Origin of the sequence: Erysipelatoclostridium sp. DFI.2.3 (assembly GCF_019132535.1) — a bacterium.
Lineage (GTDB): Bacteria > Bacillota_I > Bacilli_A > Erysipelotrichales > Erysipelotrichaceae > Clostridium_AQ > Clostridium_AQ innocuum.
This window is the reverse complement of sequence record NZ_JAHOOJ010000002.1, coordinates 345,865-362,888: the sequence shown is the minus strand read 5'-3', so window position 1 is coordinate 362,888 and position 17,024 is coordinate 345,865. Positions and strand designations below refer to the sequence as shown.

Below are 17,024 nucleotides of genomic sequence, written 5' to 3'. Positions count from 1 at the left end.
AGAATGTTTTTTCACTGATTCTCTTGATTTTAACTTTAGGGGTCTTAATTTTTAGCCTTTATTTTTTCTCTCCCCCAAAGTTGACCCCCAAATTTCTGGCGAAAACCCCTAAAAAATTTGGATAGCCAATTCATCCTGATTAAGATGATATTACTCTTATTAACCTCACTATAATACTATAGAGCATGGTATTTATTTCTCATAAAGGAGCTTATCAATCAGCGTACAACAACTGCTTTTTCATAGAATTATAGACACTTTCAAATTGTCCTTTGCTAATCCACAATACTCCGAAATAAGGATCATTATCTTGTATTTACCTTTCTGCCGTTATAACCAACCAAAGGGCTTCAATTTATACTACATATAAATTCCCAGACACCATTTTATGAACTCATATAATGCAGAACATGTAATTCCTACAAGAATATCCTTTTCAATCGTATAACTATGCTTCTTAATATACTGAACGATCCCGGTTTTATCTTTTTGTATAGCATATGCGTAAATATGTTCAAGTATTTCTCGATTTTGAGAATCCTCCGTTTTTGAAATAGATTCCAGCAATTCTTTTTTCAAAAGATTCCAAGTCTCCGTACTAACTTCATTAGTTTGAATATTGACTTGATTATTATCACCTATTATTGAATTAGATATGTTTGAATAATTCTTATAATTTCCCATAAGTTACTCCTTTATATTTTCAATTCCGGATATTCATCAGCATCCGGAGCCTGAACTTTATTATCACTCCCTATTATTGAATCACTGATATCTGAATATGAGGTATTATGTTGTGAATGATCTGTATATGCCATAATGCCATTATTTATGATATCTAGCTTTTCAAGGTTAATAATGACTTCATTTTCAATAGCGTGTCCATTCATGATATTTCTAATAACATCTATAACCTTTAAAGAGAAATCATCGTCTTTGCTATTGATCCAGAAACTAAATCCACTTCCTGTAGATATAATAATATTTTTCCCAAGATCCTTATTTTTTTCCCAAGTACGATAAAGCATATATCCAGAAATTGCCGCACTAATCAAAAACATAAAGCTGATAAACTTTATCTCAGCAGCAGTCACTGTATAGAAAAAAATATAAAAGCTTATTATGAAAATACCTATTGCATAAGGCGAATATCCATACTTAGGCGGATAACGCAGTGATACACTGGCAACATTCTTAATTTGAATTATTGCATCATCCATTTCTATTATGTTCTTCTCAATTTTTAATATTGGTGAAGAAAGTACATTTACATCAGCTTGATAATTCATTCTAATTCCCTCCATTTAAATCCCATTCGGCTACTTCAGTTTGACCATTATCATCTGCTTTTTTACTAATTTCAGTATATAAGATATGTCCATCTTGTGTTAAAGCCACAGTGTGAAGCCATCCAGCAGAAATCTGCACAACATTGCTCCATTCAGCTACTTCAGTTTGGCCAAAATTTTCTTTTTTATCAAGAATTTCTGTAGATATCACAGTTCCATCTTTACGGAGTCCTATACTATGAAATCTACCTGCTGAAATTGCAATAATATCACGCCAACCTGAAACAGAACAACGTCCATCTTTTTCATATCCTATCGAAACAACAGTTCCGTCATTTCTTAGTCCCAATGTATGGTTCGATCCTGACGCTATTTGTACTATACCGTTCCAATCAGTCACATCCGTTTCACCAAAATCATATTTTTCATTATTGATTTTTGTAGATACAACTGTTCCATCCGTTTTCAATCCTATGGTATGATCCCATGCTGCACAAACCTGAATGATATCTGTCCAATCATCTACATCTCCTTGCCCAAAATCATACATATCATCAATGAATGTAGAAATTACTGTACCGTCTTTGCGTAACCCAACGGTATGCCACGTCCCTGCTGATACCTGAACAATATCAGTCCATCTATCTACTTCTGCTTGTCCTGTATCATTAGAAGTATTTATTGATGTTGAAATAACAGAACCGTCATCTTTCAAACCTACAGTATGATATTCATTGGAAGATACTTGTATTATATTCTCCCAGTTCTTCACATTATTTTGTCCACGATTATCTTCAGATTTGTGAATTGTTGTAGATAACACAGTACCATCTTTTTTTAAAGCTATCGTACTGTATACACCTGCCTCGATTTGGGGTAGATTGTGATTTTCAGTCTTTACTGTCTCTTTTTCAGTTTTCTGCTCTATTTTAGCAGAAGCAGTGTCAGAAATATTTTCATTGTCATGTGACGTTTGCTGCATCACTGTATTGATAAGAAGTGCAATCAGAATTAGAGCTCCTGATCCAACCATGATAGCCAGCTTCTTTCTCCTCTGTTGATTTACACGCATCTGGGACTCACATCGCTGTCGGTACTCTACCTCACGTTCTTTCAGATTTCCTAGCTGCGTGACCATTTCTGTTGTTATCAGCGCTCCGGTTATCTTCTCACAATACTGTCTTATATTTTCTTCAAAGCTTAAATCAACAGATAAGGTAAGTTTTTCATCTTCTAGGAATTTCTTAATTTTGTCAGTTATCAGCTCTTCATGCTTTATTTTTAACGAGGCCTTATCCAGACATGATAGTAATTTGCTTTTATCTAAACCGTAAGTATCTTCCATTTTTATTGCATAATTTTCAAGAATATTATCAAGCGTCTGTTGCTCATCCATTCTTAAAAATTTATCTGGCTGCTTATAAGCCCTTTCTCTTAAGTCTTCATTCATCAATTCAATCAAATTCTGTTTTTCAGAACCGCACGATTCACAGACATCTGATTTTGCTGTATTACAAAACCCGCAAGAACAGACCCAAAATTTATCCTTTATTAAGGGTAGAGTATTTACAGTTAAGTCTGAAGTATAATCATTTAATAAATTCAATTGCTGACGATCATAGTTTAACTTGATATTCGAAACTATATGGCCATTCACAACATACTCTTCTCCGTCAGCAATATAGCTAATTAAAGATAAATCTGTAGATGCGTCAGATAGCTCTATTTCATATACAAAACCTAGCAAATTTTGATTTTGATATTCTGAAACGAGTTCAAATCGTTTAATTGTAAATTCCTGTCCATGAAAATTAAATTTCATTTGCATTAAATCATTTTGTTCATTGAAAAATCGATTAAAAAATCTTACCTTTAGAAATCTTCTGTATACGTCATTACGCTTTACAATAATATTTTCGACGCTATAAAGCCAATATACTGAATCTAACCGATTACGTATACCGTCTTTATCCATGCAATTATAGAGCACGTAAAATAAATCATTCATATTCCCACCCTCTTTTTGATACTTCTATTTTATAAAATAATTACGTATTTGTAAATATTATAAATCATTTTTATAGATATACGCATAATAGGATATGAAAAGCTTTCTTTATCTATGAAAGATTAGTAGTGCGTTCCTTACATATCACGCCAAAAATTTCTAATATATCGGAAATCAAAAATCAGATTATAAGTATCAGTATGCAAAAAAAGTCAGTCTATAATGCAATAAAATTTGCAAAATAACCTGACTTTTTATTTAAATATTATTCATCGGCTGTGTTTTCTTCCATAACCTGTTGAGCAAGAGCTTTTACATCTTCTCCGTTCTCAACTTTCTTTATAACTTCAACAGCACGTTTCACTGTATTGACATTTGGTTCCATCACCCAGGAATTAAATCCGTTTGCCGGTGACCATGCACTGCCATTACCGGTTCCATTAACGGAAATTTGTTCAATATCCCAGCCACTCATATCGTTTATCTGCATTTTAATCAAAGATGTCATTTCGCTGTTACTCATATTTGTCTGGAAGCTACCGCTGACTGCATCCAAAATACTCGTATAATTTGTAATAATTGATGGTGAAATTGCTTTGTTTATGATTCCGGTAATAACTCTCATCTGATTCTTACCACGGTCGCGGTCACCGCCCCCTAAATTATAACGTTCGCGGGCAAAGCGTAATGCTTTTGCCCCATCCATATAAACATCTCCTGCTTCATAAGAATACGTTCCATCACTCGCTGTAAATGCTACAGGATTATTAACCGTGATACCACCTAAAGCATTAACAATATTCTCAACACTAGAGAAATTTACACGAACATAATAGTTAATGTCAATACCAAAATAATTCTCCACTGTTTCTACGGTGCAATCTACACCAAAGATACCAGTATGTGTCAGTTTATCTGTCTGACCTCCCTGACATGGCTGAGGTACATAATAGTCACGAGGAATGCTAGTTAACAGAATCTGATGTGTTTTAGGATTCACTGTCGCAATCATATTAACATCAGATCTGGATACTGTAGATATTGTTCCATAAGTATCAATACCTGTTATGTAAATGTTAAATGGTTCAGAAGTCACATTTACATTTTTACTAATATCTTTAGTTGTAGTCTTATATTTGTAGCTTTTTACTATCCTTGTTTCTGAGTCAAACTTAGAATGATTATCCTCAAACAAGCTTCTTGTGGCTTCATCCATAATAATAGCGTCAATTTTCCCATCATATAAATCATCAGCAATCGTTTTATATGATTTATAGTCTACAGTGGTGATATCCTGTCCTGCATCTTTCTTTATGTCAGCAAGTCCCTTTTCCATGATATCCTGTGTTCCTGTTTTTGTTAAGCCAAATTTACTATTTTTTAAATCTTCAATACTTTCAGCTTTATTCTCTTTCATCACTACTACAGATACAATAGATGTCTGCGTATCATCCCCAGTTATTCTGGAGAATGCTGATCCTGTTTTAAATAAATACCAGTTGCCAACGCCTAAGAACACCGCTAATATAACAATCAATATTTTTCCCAATACCTTATTTACTTTATTTACTTTTTTCCCAAACTGGAGATAATACATTCCTAAAAGCAGTAATAATAATATGACACATACAATCATTGCATATTTCATAGGGATCACATTTACCGTGAATACCTGAACAATCATACCTAAAGTTAGTAATGCATAAAGAAGGACAAAATAAAAACCTACATTTTTAAATAAAGGCGTTTTCTTTGTCTTATGTATTCTCTTAGCCATAAACAGCCTCCTCTTTTAATCAACAGTTCTATTATAAAGGTTTTTCAACTATTTGACCATACGATTTGTATTACATTTCCTTAATATTACACAAGTTTCATACATTCTTGGATAATAGACAATTACCAAGGTTGAAAAAGGATGCTGAAGGATGGATCATTGCTATGTTACTTTCATCACGAAAATTGGTCATAGATGTTATAAAGGCAAACCTGAAAATAAGTTTGATAGGCGAAGCCTCCCCTATTTATTGTTTGCCGTATGATTTAAGGGGAAAAAATTCTAATTAAAAATGATTGAAATCAATACTTCTTTAAAAAACGTTAAAATATTTACCTCTTTTTTGTCAAATTGTTTGAAGAAAAAAGCAGGAATAATTTGCAAGCGGTTTAAAATCAGCACATGTCCAAAATCATAGGGGCTGTAACGAGTAAGCAGACATAGAAATCGAAAAGCAATCATCCAGATACTGGAAAAAGTGCTTATTATTTGGTAAAATTAATTGCTTGTATTAAATATATTACCTAAGAAAAATTATAGCACATATCAAGCGATCCTGCCATTAAATTCAATTTTCTTTCCAAAAATGACATAGCACATGATGATATTTCACGCACTGTTCTTGAAATCACAGGAGGTATAAATTTAAATAAGCATATTGATTTCACTAACAGAAATACTCATGGCTATAATGGCATCTATATGAATTACGGTTATCCTCGCATGGGCTTGTTCGGTTACGCTTCCACTAGAAAACTTGAGAAACTGTGCCGTACTGATATCCGTTTCATATCTCTTATGAATAATTACAGACCTTGCCATCAGGCTTTCCACCGCTTCATCCATGATGATCTGAAAATGCCGATAGATAAGATATTCACTGAGATCAACAATTACATTGAACAGCAGGATACTGTAGATACATATGTACTGTATCTTGATGGCACTAAATTTGAAGCGAACGCAAACAAAATGACCTTTGTGTGGAAGAAGGCCATAACGAAATATAGAGCCAGATGCTGGGAAAAGACAATGAAATGCATTAAGAGTCTAAACCGTAATATTAAAAATGACCTTGAATTATCAATGATTTTTTTCAGTCTATCATGAAATCAGACTTGATTATCTGATGGATGTCTGTGACTGGATCGAACGATGCATGAATGGACACGGGATAGAGTTCAAACATGGTAAGGGGAAAAGAAAGCATAAAGTCCAGAGATACTATGATGAATTAAAGGAATATGGGCTGAAGATGTATAAATATACGCTTCATATAGATATACTTGCAGAACGCAACAGTTTCTCTAAGACAAATCCAGATGCAACATTTATGCATATGAAATATGATTATTATAACAATACCGGTGTATTCAAACCGGGATATAATGTGCAGATGGGAGTAAGCAGCGAATATATCCGGCATATCTATATCAGTGCAGATGCTGGATATGGCTGATATAATAATTACGGTTATAACAGTATCCACCACATTGAGCAGTATTTGAAATATCCTGGATATGAGAAAGAAAAAGAGAAGAAAACGAAAAAGAATCAGTTCAAAAGCTTTCAAATGAAAGAGAATGAGAACGGTGAGATCATATGTCCAGCTGGGCATGCTTTTACGCTGGTATCATCAACGCTGGATCATAGAAGTATGTATCCAAAGACAAATCAGAAATATGTGAATGAGCATTGCGGAGACTGCCCTTTGAGATCGAGATGCACAAAAGCAAGGAAAGGCAGGACACTGAACAGAAGCCGGGATATGGAAAAATATCATAAAGAGGTGCGCAAGAATCTCGAAAGCGAGGAAGGAAAGAAGATTATGATGCAGAGAAGCATCTAGGCAGAAGGTGTGTTTGCGAATCTGAAACAGGACTATGGATATACATTATGAATACCACTGTAAACACACGAAAAAAGAGCTGTAACGTTCTGTAGCCCAATTTAATGACTATTCGTTACAGCCCCTTTTATATTCATATTTGCATAGGCTTTTTAACGGATTTACTGGACCTCATCACTGTTTCTATTAATCTTTTTTCAGCTTTTTGTATAAACTTCTCGTCACGGAATACTCATTTACTTTACATATTTTCCTAATCAGTCTTATAAATAGGTAATTAATAGGCTTTATATTCTCCAATTATCTATATTAAATTTATTTTTTGCATACACATAGGTATTACTAGAACTCATAACTCATTTCCATCAATCATCTTATAGGCATATACACGTTAGAAATAATATTCCGATTTAGTGATCTGTGCATCATAGATGAATTATTCCCTTTTACCATATAGCGATAATTCATACACAATTCACCTGGTGCTTGCCTGTAATATATAACCATCAGCTCCTGCATTTATATCTCAGCTTTAAACTTTTTCACTGTTTTAGGTCTAGGCTTCGCATAAACATATTAATCCGATACACTTAATTGCCTTTTACCATTTATAATTTTGTAAATATATACCTTATAAAAGTTGTACTCACTCTGATAATTGAGGTATATTTCCATCCATAATCGCCTTTATAATGGGATTTAGTAAAAGTTAAGGTAGAGTATAAGCAGCAACCCAAGAAACATGAGAAAGTATTATTTAGTATCCAATTTACTTTGAAGAAAAGAACGATAACTATACACATGCGTATTATCACCATAACCTAACTCTTTTATACAGCTCAGATATGTGATAAAACCTTTTCATATTCCTGATACATATTTAGGTGGATAGCGCATAATTCCATGATAAGACAAAGGGGTAAAATTTTCTATACCACAATAAACAGGATATGTTAAGTTTACCTACTTCAGCATCTCATCAGTTCCATTTGCTTCTTCATAAGCAAAATTCGCATCATATGCATAACTATAAAGATAAATACCATAAGGAATTCCCAAACGATTGCACTCACTAACATTGTATTGAAAATATTTATCTTCCATTAGATATCCATATCCAACACGAATAATCACACCATCAACATCAGAGGATTTTACTTTTTTCCAATCTATCTTTCCGTTGTGTTCGGAAACATCAATAATTTTCTTTGTTCCTTTTCTCTCAAAAAGCACATTGTTTGCATCATAAAAACTTTTAATACCATTCTCATTAACCCAATATGGACCAACATCACGAAAATCTCTGCTTGTCATTTCTTGATTTTGTCCCATAGCAGCATTTTTCATTTTGTCTATTTCATTAAGATTAATTTTTTGATAACTATTTTCATCAACAATTTCAGTTTCTGTTTCATTTACTTCTGCCAAAACATTAAAATCATTTTGCAAAAGTAATAAAGCTATACAGAGTATAAATTTTAAAGTTTTCTTCACTCTACTTCTTTCTTTCATAGTTCTATTTTATTAATTGCCTTTCGCATATTTATACATATTACTTGGACCTAAAATACGATTCCCTTTTTCAGTAATATAAGGATAAACACGGTAAAAATTATATTCATTATTCGACGCTGTTGTATCTGTATATTCTGTTCCTTTTACCATATAACGATATTCAAAATTGCCATTACCAATTCGACGATATACAATATAGCCTTCCGCATCTCCTACTTTATCCCAGCTAATTTTCACCTTATTCTTTCCTGCTGGTACTGCGTTCAAGTTATTTACAGCAGCTAAGCCTCCCTTTTGATAAACATAATTACCTGCTACTCCCAATTGACGTTTCCCATTTTCAGTAATATAAGGATAAACACGGTAAAAATTATGTTCATTGTTCGACGCTGTTGTATCTGTATATTCTGTTCCTTTTACCATATAACGATATTCAAAGTTACCATTACCAATTCGACGATATACAATATAGCCTTCGGCATCTTCTACTTTGTCCCAGCTAATTTTTACCTTATTCTTTCCTGCCGGTACTGCGTTCAAGTTATTTGCAGCAGCTAAACCGCCTTTTTGATAAACATAATTACCTGCTACTCCCAATTGACGTTTTCCATTTTCAGTAATATAAGGATAAACACGGTAAAAATTATATTCATTGTTCGACGCTGTTGTATCTGTATATTCTGTTCCTTTTACCATATAACGATATTCAAAGTTACCATTACCAATTCGGCGATATACAATATAACCTTCGGCATCTTCTACTTTATCCCAGCTAATCTTTACCTTATTGTTCCCTGCTGGTACTGCATTCAAGTTATTTACAGCAGCTAACCCCCCCTTTTGATAAACATAATTACCTGCTACTCCCAATTGACGTTTCCCGTTCAATGTTACATACGGATAAATACGATAGTAATTATATTCACTGTTCGACGCTGTTGTATCTGTATATTCTGTTCCTTTTACCATATAACGATATTCAAAATTACCATTACCAATTCGACGATATACAATGTAACCTTCTGCATTTTCTACTTTATCCCAGCTAATCTTTACTTTGTTCTTTCCTGCTGGTACTGCGTTCAAGTTATTTGCAGCATCTAACAGCCTCATTCCATCAACTGCCATAGACATTTCACTGACTTTTTCTTTACCTTTTACATTTTTATAAGATGCAATTTTATAAGAATAGAGACTGCGTTTTGTTGCAGTATCTGCGTAAGAAGTGTTCATATTCCCAGTAATCTTAGCAATCTGTTTATATATTGTTTCGTTAGGATCTTTACGATATAATATATAACCATCAGCGAGCTCATTACTTTCCCATGTTATATTCAATTTATCATTAGTTCCTGGAGTAACTTCTAATTTTTCGGGTGCTTCTAATGATTCTAATTCTTGAGGAATGATATTTCCATAAGAATATAAAACATAGTTATCATCAGAAGTAATGTTTTGAACATCGACAAGACCGAAAGTTTCATTCGCTTCAATAACTTTATTATTTCCTAAATAAATTGCAATATGATGAACTTGATCAGTGTGATCGCATTCTGGGTCACCACAATTTGGCTTTGACCAGAAAATCAAATCGCCTGGCTTTAATTGTTCCCTTGTAATTTCTTTGTTATTATTTTTTACAAACATTGCTTGCTCAAAAGATTCAGCACGATAATCCCATAAATCAATACCTAGATTTTCATAAGCAAAAGTGACAAAGGAACTGCATACATAACCATCTGGATCAGTTGTATAACGTACACCTATTTTATCCAATGCTTTATTAATAATATTGGGTCGTACATCATCTTTATAATCATCATCAATATAATGATTCATCATAATACCTTTATTATTAAATTGAATAATTACATGATACAAATTATAACTTGTGTTTTTTAATGCCTTTCCACTAGTCTCATCAAAGCAATAAAGATCTTTTCCTACCGAAAAAAGACCAGTCAGCATAATTCCTGATTCTTTATGAAACAGATAAGTATCACCTTGATATGTTTGAAGCCCAGTTCTTACGCCACTTGCGGTATTTTCATCAAAATAATAGGTAAAACCATTATTTGCACGATAAATTCCATTTAATAATTCACCAGTTTTGGGATGAAAATAATATTTTTTATCATTAATTATTTTGATATCTTTATACATAATACCGCTATCTTTTGCAAAATAATATTTCTTTCCATCAATAACCTCAAATCCATTTTGTTTAATACCGCCATTCTTCAAAAAATAATGTGTTTGTTCACCTTTTTCATAATTAATTGTCACAAACCCTATTTTTTGTTTCCCTGTCTTCTCATCAAAATAATATTTTTTTCCATTAATATTTTGGAGTCCGTACACCATGATTCCATTATTTCCAGCAAAGTAGTATGTATCGCCTTTATTATCAGTATAAAGTCCCTTTGCTACACCACCATCTTTCAAAAAGTAATGTGTTTGTTTTCCATTTCCATAATCAATTGTCACAAGCCCTACTTTTTGCTTTCCAGTCTTTTCATCAAAATAATATTTTTTTCCATTGATATTTTGAAGTCCATATACTAGAACTCCACTAGTTCCTGCAAAATAGTACGTATCTCCCTTATTATCAGTATAAAGTCCCATTGCTATCCCACCATTCAATAAGAAATAATGTTTTTGTGTATTACTTCCATAAAAGACTTCCACAATTCCAGTTCTTTGTGCATATGTAACTTCATCAAAATAATATTTCTTTCCGTTTACTAATTGTAAACCTGTTTTTAATGCCCCTTTATCCCATTCTGGTGCATAATAAGTTTTATTATTTCTTGAAAATAGTCCCATTAATACTTTACCATTTTCCATATAATATGCTTTTCCATTTTTTACAACAATATGACTGTCAATATTAGCTACACTGGAAACAACTAGTGGCGCTTCTTGACGAAGTGGTATAGCAGGCAAAACTTGTCCGCCCATACAGCTTATAACTGTGCTTAAAATGATCAAAGTTTTCATAAAACTCTCCTTTTTTTACTAGAGTTAAGTTATACATCCAATAAAATTCAATGCACAATGTTTATTTCAATACTTACATAATCTTGAAGAAATAAGTTTAGAAAAGTAGTCTTATATTTTAATTTATATTTTTCTAACAAAAAATTAAATTATTACAAGTTTCTATTTAATTTTTATGCTAATAACCTTAGTGAATTTTATATTTTCAACTAATTCATGTAAATTCTAAATCTTTTCATTCTATATGAATTTGTTATTTTCATTGATTAATTAACAGATCAAATTTAACAAGGTTAATTTATTCTTTCTATTTTACTATCCTTTATCTGAAGGTATTGGCCATCTTTTACAGTAACAAATCTATTGCCTTTAAAGTAATCATTTGACTCAATACTATCCCATCGATTATAAGAATCATTACAAATCGCATAATAACCATATTCTTTTTCTGGATTTACAACTACATTATATGTTCCTGCTGGAATATCTTTCCCGACTTTAAACATTCCTTCGCTGCTCATGTCTAAATCTGGCGCATGATTTACAGGATACATATCTAAACCATTTAAAGAAATGCTTTGCCCTTTTTGCAATGTAATATATCCATTATACTCAAGAATATCATTAGTGATGATATCATCATTATTTCCTGTTAATGTGACTTTATAATATCCTAAATTAGCATTGTTTTTAAAAACGATATATTCTCCCTCAGGTACATCTATCCCCACTCGATACATACCCTCTATATATTTTTTTATAGTCTTAGGTATTTTAACATAACTATAATTATTTGAAGGGCCTAGAACTCGCTTTCCATTCACATTTTTATATGCATAAACCCGATAATAATAATACCCTGGTGCCGATGTTTGAGTATCGACAAACGATGTACTGTTTACCATGTAACGATAAACCATTTTTGAATCATTTGGTGATTGGCGATAAATAATATACCCATCTGCATTTGATACTGTATTCCACGTAATTTTTATATTAGAATTTTGTCTTATTGTTTTTAAATTAGTAACAGCCAACGGCATAGGTTTAGCATACTTATATTCATTTGATGGACCAAGTACACGTTTTCCCTTCACATTCTTATATGGGTATACACGATAAAAATTATACTCACCTGTTTTTGCTGTTGTATCAGTATATGTGGTATTACTTACCATGTATCGATATTCGAATATTCCATCTGCAATTTTGCGATATATAATATATCCATCCGCATCTTTTTCTGCATTCCATGTGAGTTTAATTGAAGTAGTTCCAGTTGCTTGTGCTTTAAGATTTTTCACTCCTAATGGTGCAGGTTTAACATACTTATATTCATTTGATGGACCAAGTACACGTTTTCCATTCACATTCTTATATGGATATACACGATAAAAGTTATACTCACCTGTTTGCGCTGTTGTATCAGTATATGTGGTATTACTTACCATGTATCGATATTCAAATTTTCCATCTGCAATTTTACGATATATAATATATCCATCTGCACCTTTAACAGCATTCCATGAAAGCTTTACTAAATTTGCCCCCATGATCTGTGTATTAAAATTAGTTACAGCAGTTAAATCAATATTACTGTATGTTTCGTTCATATTTAACTTTGCTATCTCATCTGAATTTGCTTTTACATTTACATTTATACCATATAAAAACATAAACATTACAAGTATTGAACTAATTACATTTTTCAGAATTCTCATGATTATTCACCTCATTTTTATTTCAAAACCCTTGAAAAGACAATAACTTCATGATTTCCTCTTAACTATTTAAATAGCTATATTTTTATATTAAAAATTACAATTCCTATTAGAATCAATGAAATTCCTATTATTTTATTCTTATTTAATTTTTCCTTTAAAATATATATACTAAGTATTACAACAAATATATAGCTAGTTGTTGTCAAAATAGGACCAAATTTATAATCAATACCACTATATGCATATATATTCATAATCATTGTCAATAATAATAATAAATATCCAGATATAACAAATGGATTTATATATTCCATTATCCAATTCTTATGATTTTTTTTTGCACTCAACTTTAATAAAATTTGAGATATAGCAGCTAAAAAAGACGAAAGTAACATGATTAAAGTATAGATATTAAGCATTTTCATTCACCACCATTATCCCTACAAAAATTATTATAGTCCCTATAATATTAAGTATTGTTATTTCCTCTCTAAAAATAACAACAGACCAAATCATAGACCAAAATAAGAGCATACCTTTATTCACATAAGCAATGGATAAATCAACTTTCTTTAACAATTTTTGCCATAAAAAAGCATAGCTTGCCAATACTATTAACATGATTAATAAAATAACCATTACCATCCATATATCTTTTTCTAGAAAAGACGAAGCAATTTTTGATAGTATGCTTATAATTGAATAAAGAAAAATAATTGCTTGTATTTTTATAATTTGTATCCAATTTATTTTCTTCATAAAGTGTTCCTCCCCATATGTTATTAAATCCATAGTATTAAAATTGCTTACTTTTTTTGTCATAAAATTCATTCTACCATATTTTCTAATACTATTTTGGTAATTACTATTTTAACGACAAACTATAGAGATTTATAAAACAGGCGATATATTTAACCTAGTTATTCTATTTAATCAATGTTTTCTTCTGTTATTTCTGAAATCATATACTGTGGCGTTTGAGTTATAACAAACATCATTCTTACAATATAAATTCCTAGTAGCGATATAGAGAATAATAACAAACCTATGCAAGACGCAATGAGACAAAGTAAATAATTATTATTTCTATTAAATGCAAAAAACAATGTAAAAAATATAGATAAAATTATAATTACAATAGAAACTACCATAAGATAGTGAAATGGTTGCGCAGAGAAATTTAAAATGCTCGACCATAATTTTAATGATTTCCGAAATGTATAGTTTGAACTGCCACTTATACGTTCAAAATGTTCTAACTCTACATTTGTTATATTTGCAGTTGTTCTAAGAAATAAAGATTGTAAATCCGTAAATTGTGATGGATAAAGAATAATTTTATCACGAATTTTCTTTTTAATTATCCAAAAGCTTGTAGCCTTTAATCCCTTTGGTTTTCCAATTAGCTTTTCAACAGAATAATTATGCAAATTGCTTGTTATTTTTTTTATACCTTTTGAAGTTGTATTTGTATATTTACCATAGACTACATCATAACCCTCTGATATCTTATTAATCAGCTTTTCTATTTGTGATGGATGTGTTTGCATATCATCATCCATTCCTAGATAATAATCCGATTCTTTAATACTTAATCCTGCTAATATTGCATTATGTTGTCCTGCATTTTTGGCTAAATTCACACCAATGACATTTTTATAAGATTTACTTATTTCTTCAATTTTTTTATAAGTTTGATCTTTTGAATAATCATTCACTAAAACAAAATCATAAGAAATACCTTTTAATTCGTTTAAAAATTTACTTGTTAAATCCACTACTTTTCCGATTGTATCTGCTGAATTATAACAAGGAATTACTATTGTAATTTTCATCATTTACACCCCTAATAATAGTTCTTTAAATCTTGAATTGCTGCCTCTAAATCATACTTAGGCTTAAAATTCAATTCTTTTTCCGCTTTTGATACATCCATCTCTAATATACTTTTATCTTCTGGTTTTTCTAGTAAATATTTAATTCCTGCTTCATTTTTAAAAACTCGGTTTATAAGCTTTGCTAGATTAGAAATAGAAATACGCCCTTTAATCCCTATATTATAAATACCCTTCGCATTTTTTGCTTCGATTGCACAAATAATTGCGGATATAACATCTTTAATATATATATATTGTCTCTCTCCACATCCACTACCATATATAACTTGTTCTTTATATTCTTTCGCATTATCTAATAGCGTATTTAACAAATATCCTTTTCGTTCACCTGTTCCAATTACCTGTGCCAAGCGTAGGCTTTTTATACACATTTCTTTTTTCTTATTCAAAAAATTTATTAAATGATCCATTGCATACTTTGACTCGCCATATAAATTACCTGATCCAGTATCAATTTCTTCACTACAGCTTTCATTATCGGCACGATATGTAGAAATAGAAGACAAAAATACTACATTTTTTGTATTTGAGTCCATGCAACTTTGAAATATATCACAATTTAAATGAATATTTGCAACATAATCATTTAAATTAAAATTGGGAGTTAATCTTTTTGCAGCAAGACATACTACTGCATCATCTGGTTGTAATACGTTCATCAAAACATCATATGATACTTGTTCCTTGATTAATTTAAATGATGAATTATCCAAAAACATTTGCAGATGGTTATCATATTGATCAATGCCAATTACATCATACTGACATTTTAATAATCGCTTTATTAAGTTTACCCCAATAAAACCATTAGCGCCGACTACAACAACTCGCATTTATTTCACTTCCTCTATATAATATCCGCCTTTTTCCATAAAGCCATTTAAAACACGCACATTATCTCCATTTTCATAATACCAGCGTAAATAACAACATTTATCAGGAATAATATATTTACTGCGATCAAATGCCGTATTTGGCTTCTCACAAGTAAACACTAATTTAAATTTCCCTTCTTTTTCTTTCATACAGAAAGCAAGTTGTTCATTGCCTAATAGATGTTGAAATGTTGCATCTAACAAATCAAATCCACAATATTCTTTTATAACATTCCACATATGGCAACCATCTAATCTAGGAGTTACTTCAATTACATAAGGAACATCGTTAACAATTTTTATTTGGAAATATACTGGGCCATTCTCTATATTTAATTTATTAACAACTCTCTCTACCAAAGCCCTAATTCTTTCTACAACAACAGGACTTTCTTTCGTTGGTAAATGATGTTCTTTTATAATACCTCCTGGATATTCTTCAAAAGATACACGATCCGATACAAGAAAGAATTTTAATTCTTTTTCATAAACATAAGCATTTACACTTATTTCAGGACCATTTAGATACTCTTCAAAAATTATTTTTTTACTTTTTGAATGTGACATTGATTCATCATATTCTTCAAGAACTTCATCCATATTAGATACTAAACGAACTCCACGTTGTCCTTGAGAATCTACTGGTTTCATCATCATTGGGAAAAAATTTAGTGTTTCTTCATTTAAATCATCTTTATTTGATGAAACAAAATAATGTACATTCCCTTCAAAATCAGAACCTAGATAATCTCTCATCTGCTGTTTATTATTACATATAATTGCTGTTTCTGACGAAACAAAATACGGTAAATTTAATTGTTCACTTACTTTGCACGCTGTTGGCATTGCAACATCTGAACCAACTGAATAAACGATATCTGCGTTAATCTTCATTGCATATTCTTTTACTTCATCAACATCAATAATGTTAATTTTCTCAAAGTGATCTAAAAGCGGAATTGATTTATCTGTATCTGTGTAGCTACATCCATACACTTCAAATCCCTTTTCTTTACAATATTTTATAGCGTCATATTGTGCATTCCCTGCACCTAAAATTAAGACTTTACGTGTCATATTTTTTACCCC

General features: G+C 31.3%; 15 protein-coding genes. 2 read left to right on the top strand and 13 right to left on the bottom strand.

Annotation, left to right across the window (positions count from 1 at the left end; all coding sequences use genetic code 11):
• Positions 1–360: 360 nt before the first annotated feature.
• From KSZ58_RS03625 to KSZ58_RS22530, 5 genes are all read right to left on the bottom strand, one after another.
• Positions 361–684: a hypothetical protein gene (locus KSZ58_RS03625; protein WP_009269850.1), complete on the bottom strand. Its 324-nt coding sequence runs from the start codon at positions 682–684 to the stop codon at positions 361–363.
• Positions 685–695: 11 nt separating this feature from the next.
• The gene (locus tag KSZ58_RS03620; protein ID WP_009269851.1) at positions 696–1,289 is read right to left on the bottom strand and encodes a hypothetical protein; all 594 of its coding nucleotides are present in this window, start codon (positions 1,287–1,289) and stop codon (positions 696–698) included.
• A gap of 1 nt (position 1,290) precedes the next feature.
• Positions 1,291–3,297, bottom strand: a complete 2,007-nt coding sequence (locus KSZ58_RS03615) for a hypothetical protein (RefSeq protein WP_009269852.1) — start codon at positions 3,295–3,297, stop codon at positions 1,291–1,293.
• A gap of 265 nt (positions 3,298–3,562) precedes the next feature.
• Complete coding sequence (locus KSZ58_RS03610; protein ID WP_009588654.1) at positions 3,563–5,074, bottom strand: LCP family protein; 1,512 nt, start codon at positions 5,072–5,074, stop codon at positions 3,563–3,565.
• Between the two features lie 645 nt (positions 5,075–5,719).
• Positions 5,720–5,920, bottom strand: coding sequence for a hypothetical protein (locus KSZ58_RS22530; RefSeq protein ID WP_181952868.1), 201 nt, complete (start codon positions 5,918–5,920; stop codon positions 5,720–5,722).
• Between KSZ58_RS22530 and KSZ58_RS03605 the strand changes: the two genes are divergently transcribed.
• Positions 5,840–6,184 (top strand): hypothetical protein, encoded by a 345-nt coding sequence (locus KSZ58_RS03605; protein ID WP_224727399.1) that lies wholly within the window; start codon positions 5,840–5,842, stop codon positions 6,182–6,184. The two genes, KSZ58_RS22530 and KSZ58_RS03605, sit on opposite strands and share 81 nt — an antisense overlap.
• Positions 6,185–6,647: 463 nt before the next feature.
• Positions 6,648–6,923, top strand: a complete 276-nt coding sequence (locus KSZ58_RS03600) for a transposase (protein ID WP_177215839.1) — start codon at positions 6,648–6,650, stop codon at positions 6,921–6,923.
• 963 nt (positions 6,924–7,886) lie between these two features.
• Here the strand turns inward: KSZ58_RS03600 and KSZ58_RS03595 are convergent.
• From KSZ58_RS03595 to KSZ58_RS03560, 8 genes are all read right to left on the bottom strand, one after another.
• Positions 7,887–8,435 (bottom strand): GH25 family lysozyme, encoded by a 549-nt coding sequence (locus KSZ58_RS03595; RefSeq protein ID WP_009269855.1) that lies wholly within the window; start codon positions 8,433–8,435, stop codon positions 7,887–7,889.
• A gap of 12 nt (positions 8,436–8,447) precedes the next feature.
• A complete protein-coding gene (locus KSZ58_RS03590) occupies positions 8,448–11,438 on the bottom strand; it encodes an NlpC/P60 family protein (RefSeq protein WP_009269856.1) in 2,991 nt (996 codons plus the stop codon).
• A gap of 293 nt (positions 11,439–11,731) precedes the next feature.
• Positions 11,732–13,159, bottom strand: coding sequence for a hypothetical protein (locus KSZ58_RS03585; RefSeq protein ID WP_002606152.1), 1,428 nt, complete (start codon positions 13,157–13,159; stop codon positions 11,732–11,734).
• 77 nt (positions 13,160–13,236) lie between these two features.
• Positions 13,237–13,581, bottom strand: coding sequence for an EamA family transporter (locus KSZ58_RS03580; protein ID WP_009269857.1), 345 nt, complete (start codon positions 13,579–13,581; stop codon positions 13,237–13,239).
• The gene (locus tag KSZ58_RS03575) at positions 13,574–13,921 is read right to left on the bottom strand and encodes an EamA family transporter (RefSeq protein ID WP_009269858.1); all 348 of its coding nucleotides are present in this window, start codon (positions 13,919–13,921) and stop codon (positions 13,574–13,576) included. Before KSZ58_RS03575 ends, KSZ58_RS03580 begins: the two co-directional genes overlap by 8 nt.
• A 170-nt stretch (positions 13,922–14,091) precedes the next feature.
• Entirely contained in the window at positions 14,092–15,000 is a 909-nt protein-coding gene (locus KSZ58_RS03570) for a glycosyltransferase (protein ID WP_009269859.1), read from the bottom strand.
• Positions 15,001–15,008: 8 nt separating this feature from the next.
• Entirely contained in the window at positions 15,009–15,893 is an 885-nt protein-coding gene (locus KSZ58_RS03565) for an NAD(P)-dependent oxidoreductase (RefSeq protein WP_002606156.1), read from the bottom strand.
• The gene (locus tag KSZ58_RS03560; RefSeq protein ID WP_224727397.1) at positions 15,894–17,012 is read right to left on the bottom strand and encodes an acetyl-CoA carboxylase biotin carboxylase subunit family protein; all 1,119 of its coding nucleotides are present in this window, start codon (positions 17,010–17,012) and stop codon (positions 15,894–15,896) included. It abuts the gene before it with no gap.
• Between the last annotated feature and the right edge of the window lie 12 nt (positions 17,013–17,024).

Bases quoted from the DNA above. Each gene is read 5' to 3' on its own strand.
- KSZ58_RS03625 (WP_009269850.1), bottom strand. From the start codon at position 684: ATGGGAAATTATAAGAATTATTCAAACATATCTAATTCAATAATAGGT.
- KSZ58_RS03620 (WP_009269851.1), bottom strand. From the start codon at position 1,289: ATGAATTATCAAGCTGATGTAAATGTACTTTCTTCACCAATATTAAAA.
- KSZ58_RS03615 (WP_009269852.1), bottom strand. From the start codon at position 3,297: ATGAATGATTTATTTTACGTGCTCTATAATTGCATGGATAAAGACGGT.
- KSZ58_RS03610 (WP_009588654.1), bottom strand. From the start codon at position 5,074: ATGGCTAAGAGAATACATAAGACAAAGAAAACGCCTTTATTTAAAAAT.
- KSZ58_RS22530 (WP_181952868.1), bottom strand. From the start codon at position 5,920: ATGGATGAAGCGGTGGAAAGCCTGATGGCAAGGTCTGTAATTATTCAT.
- KSZ58_RS03600 (WP_177215839.1), top strand. From the start codon at position 6,648: ATGAAAGAGAATGAGAACGGTGAGATCATATGTCCAGCTGGGCATGCT.
- KSZ58_RS03595 (WP_009269855.1), bottom strand. From the start codon at position 8,435: ATGAAAGAAAGAAGTAGAGTGAAGAAAACTTTAAAATTTATACTCTGT.
- KSZ58_RS03590 (WP_009269856.1), bottom strand. From the start codon at position 11,438: ATGAAAACTTTGATCATTTTAAGCACAGTTATAAGCTGTATGGGCGGA.
- KSZ58_RS03585 (WP_002606152.1), bottom strand. From the start codon at position 13,159: ATGAGAATTCTGAAAAATGTAATTAGTTCAATACTTGTAATGTTTATG.
- KSZ58_RS03580 (WP_009269857.1), bottom strand. From the start codon at position 13,581: ATGCTTAATATCTATACTTTAATCATGTTACTTTCGTCTTTTTTAGCT.
- KSZ58_RS03575 (WP_009269858.1), bottom strand. From the start codon at position 13,921: ATGAAGAAAATAAATTGGATACAAATTATAAAAATACAAGCAATTATT.
- KSZ58_RS03570 (WP_009269859.1), bottom strand. From the start codon at position 15,000: ATGATGAAAATTACAATAGTAATTCCTTGTTATAATTCAGCAGATACA.
- KSZ58_RS03565 (WP_002606156.1), bottom strand. From the start codon at position 15,893: ATGCGAGTTGTTGTAGTCGGCGCTAATGGTTTTATTGGGGTAAACTTA.
- KSZ58_RS03560 (WP_224727397.1), bottom strand. From the start codon at position 17,012: ATGACACGTAAAGTCTTAATTTTAGGTGCAGGGAATGCACAATATGAC.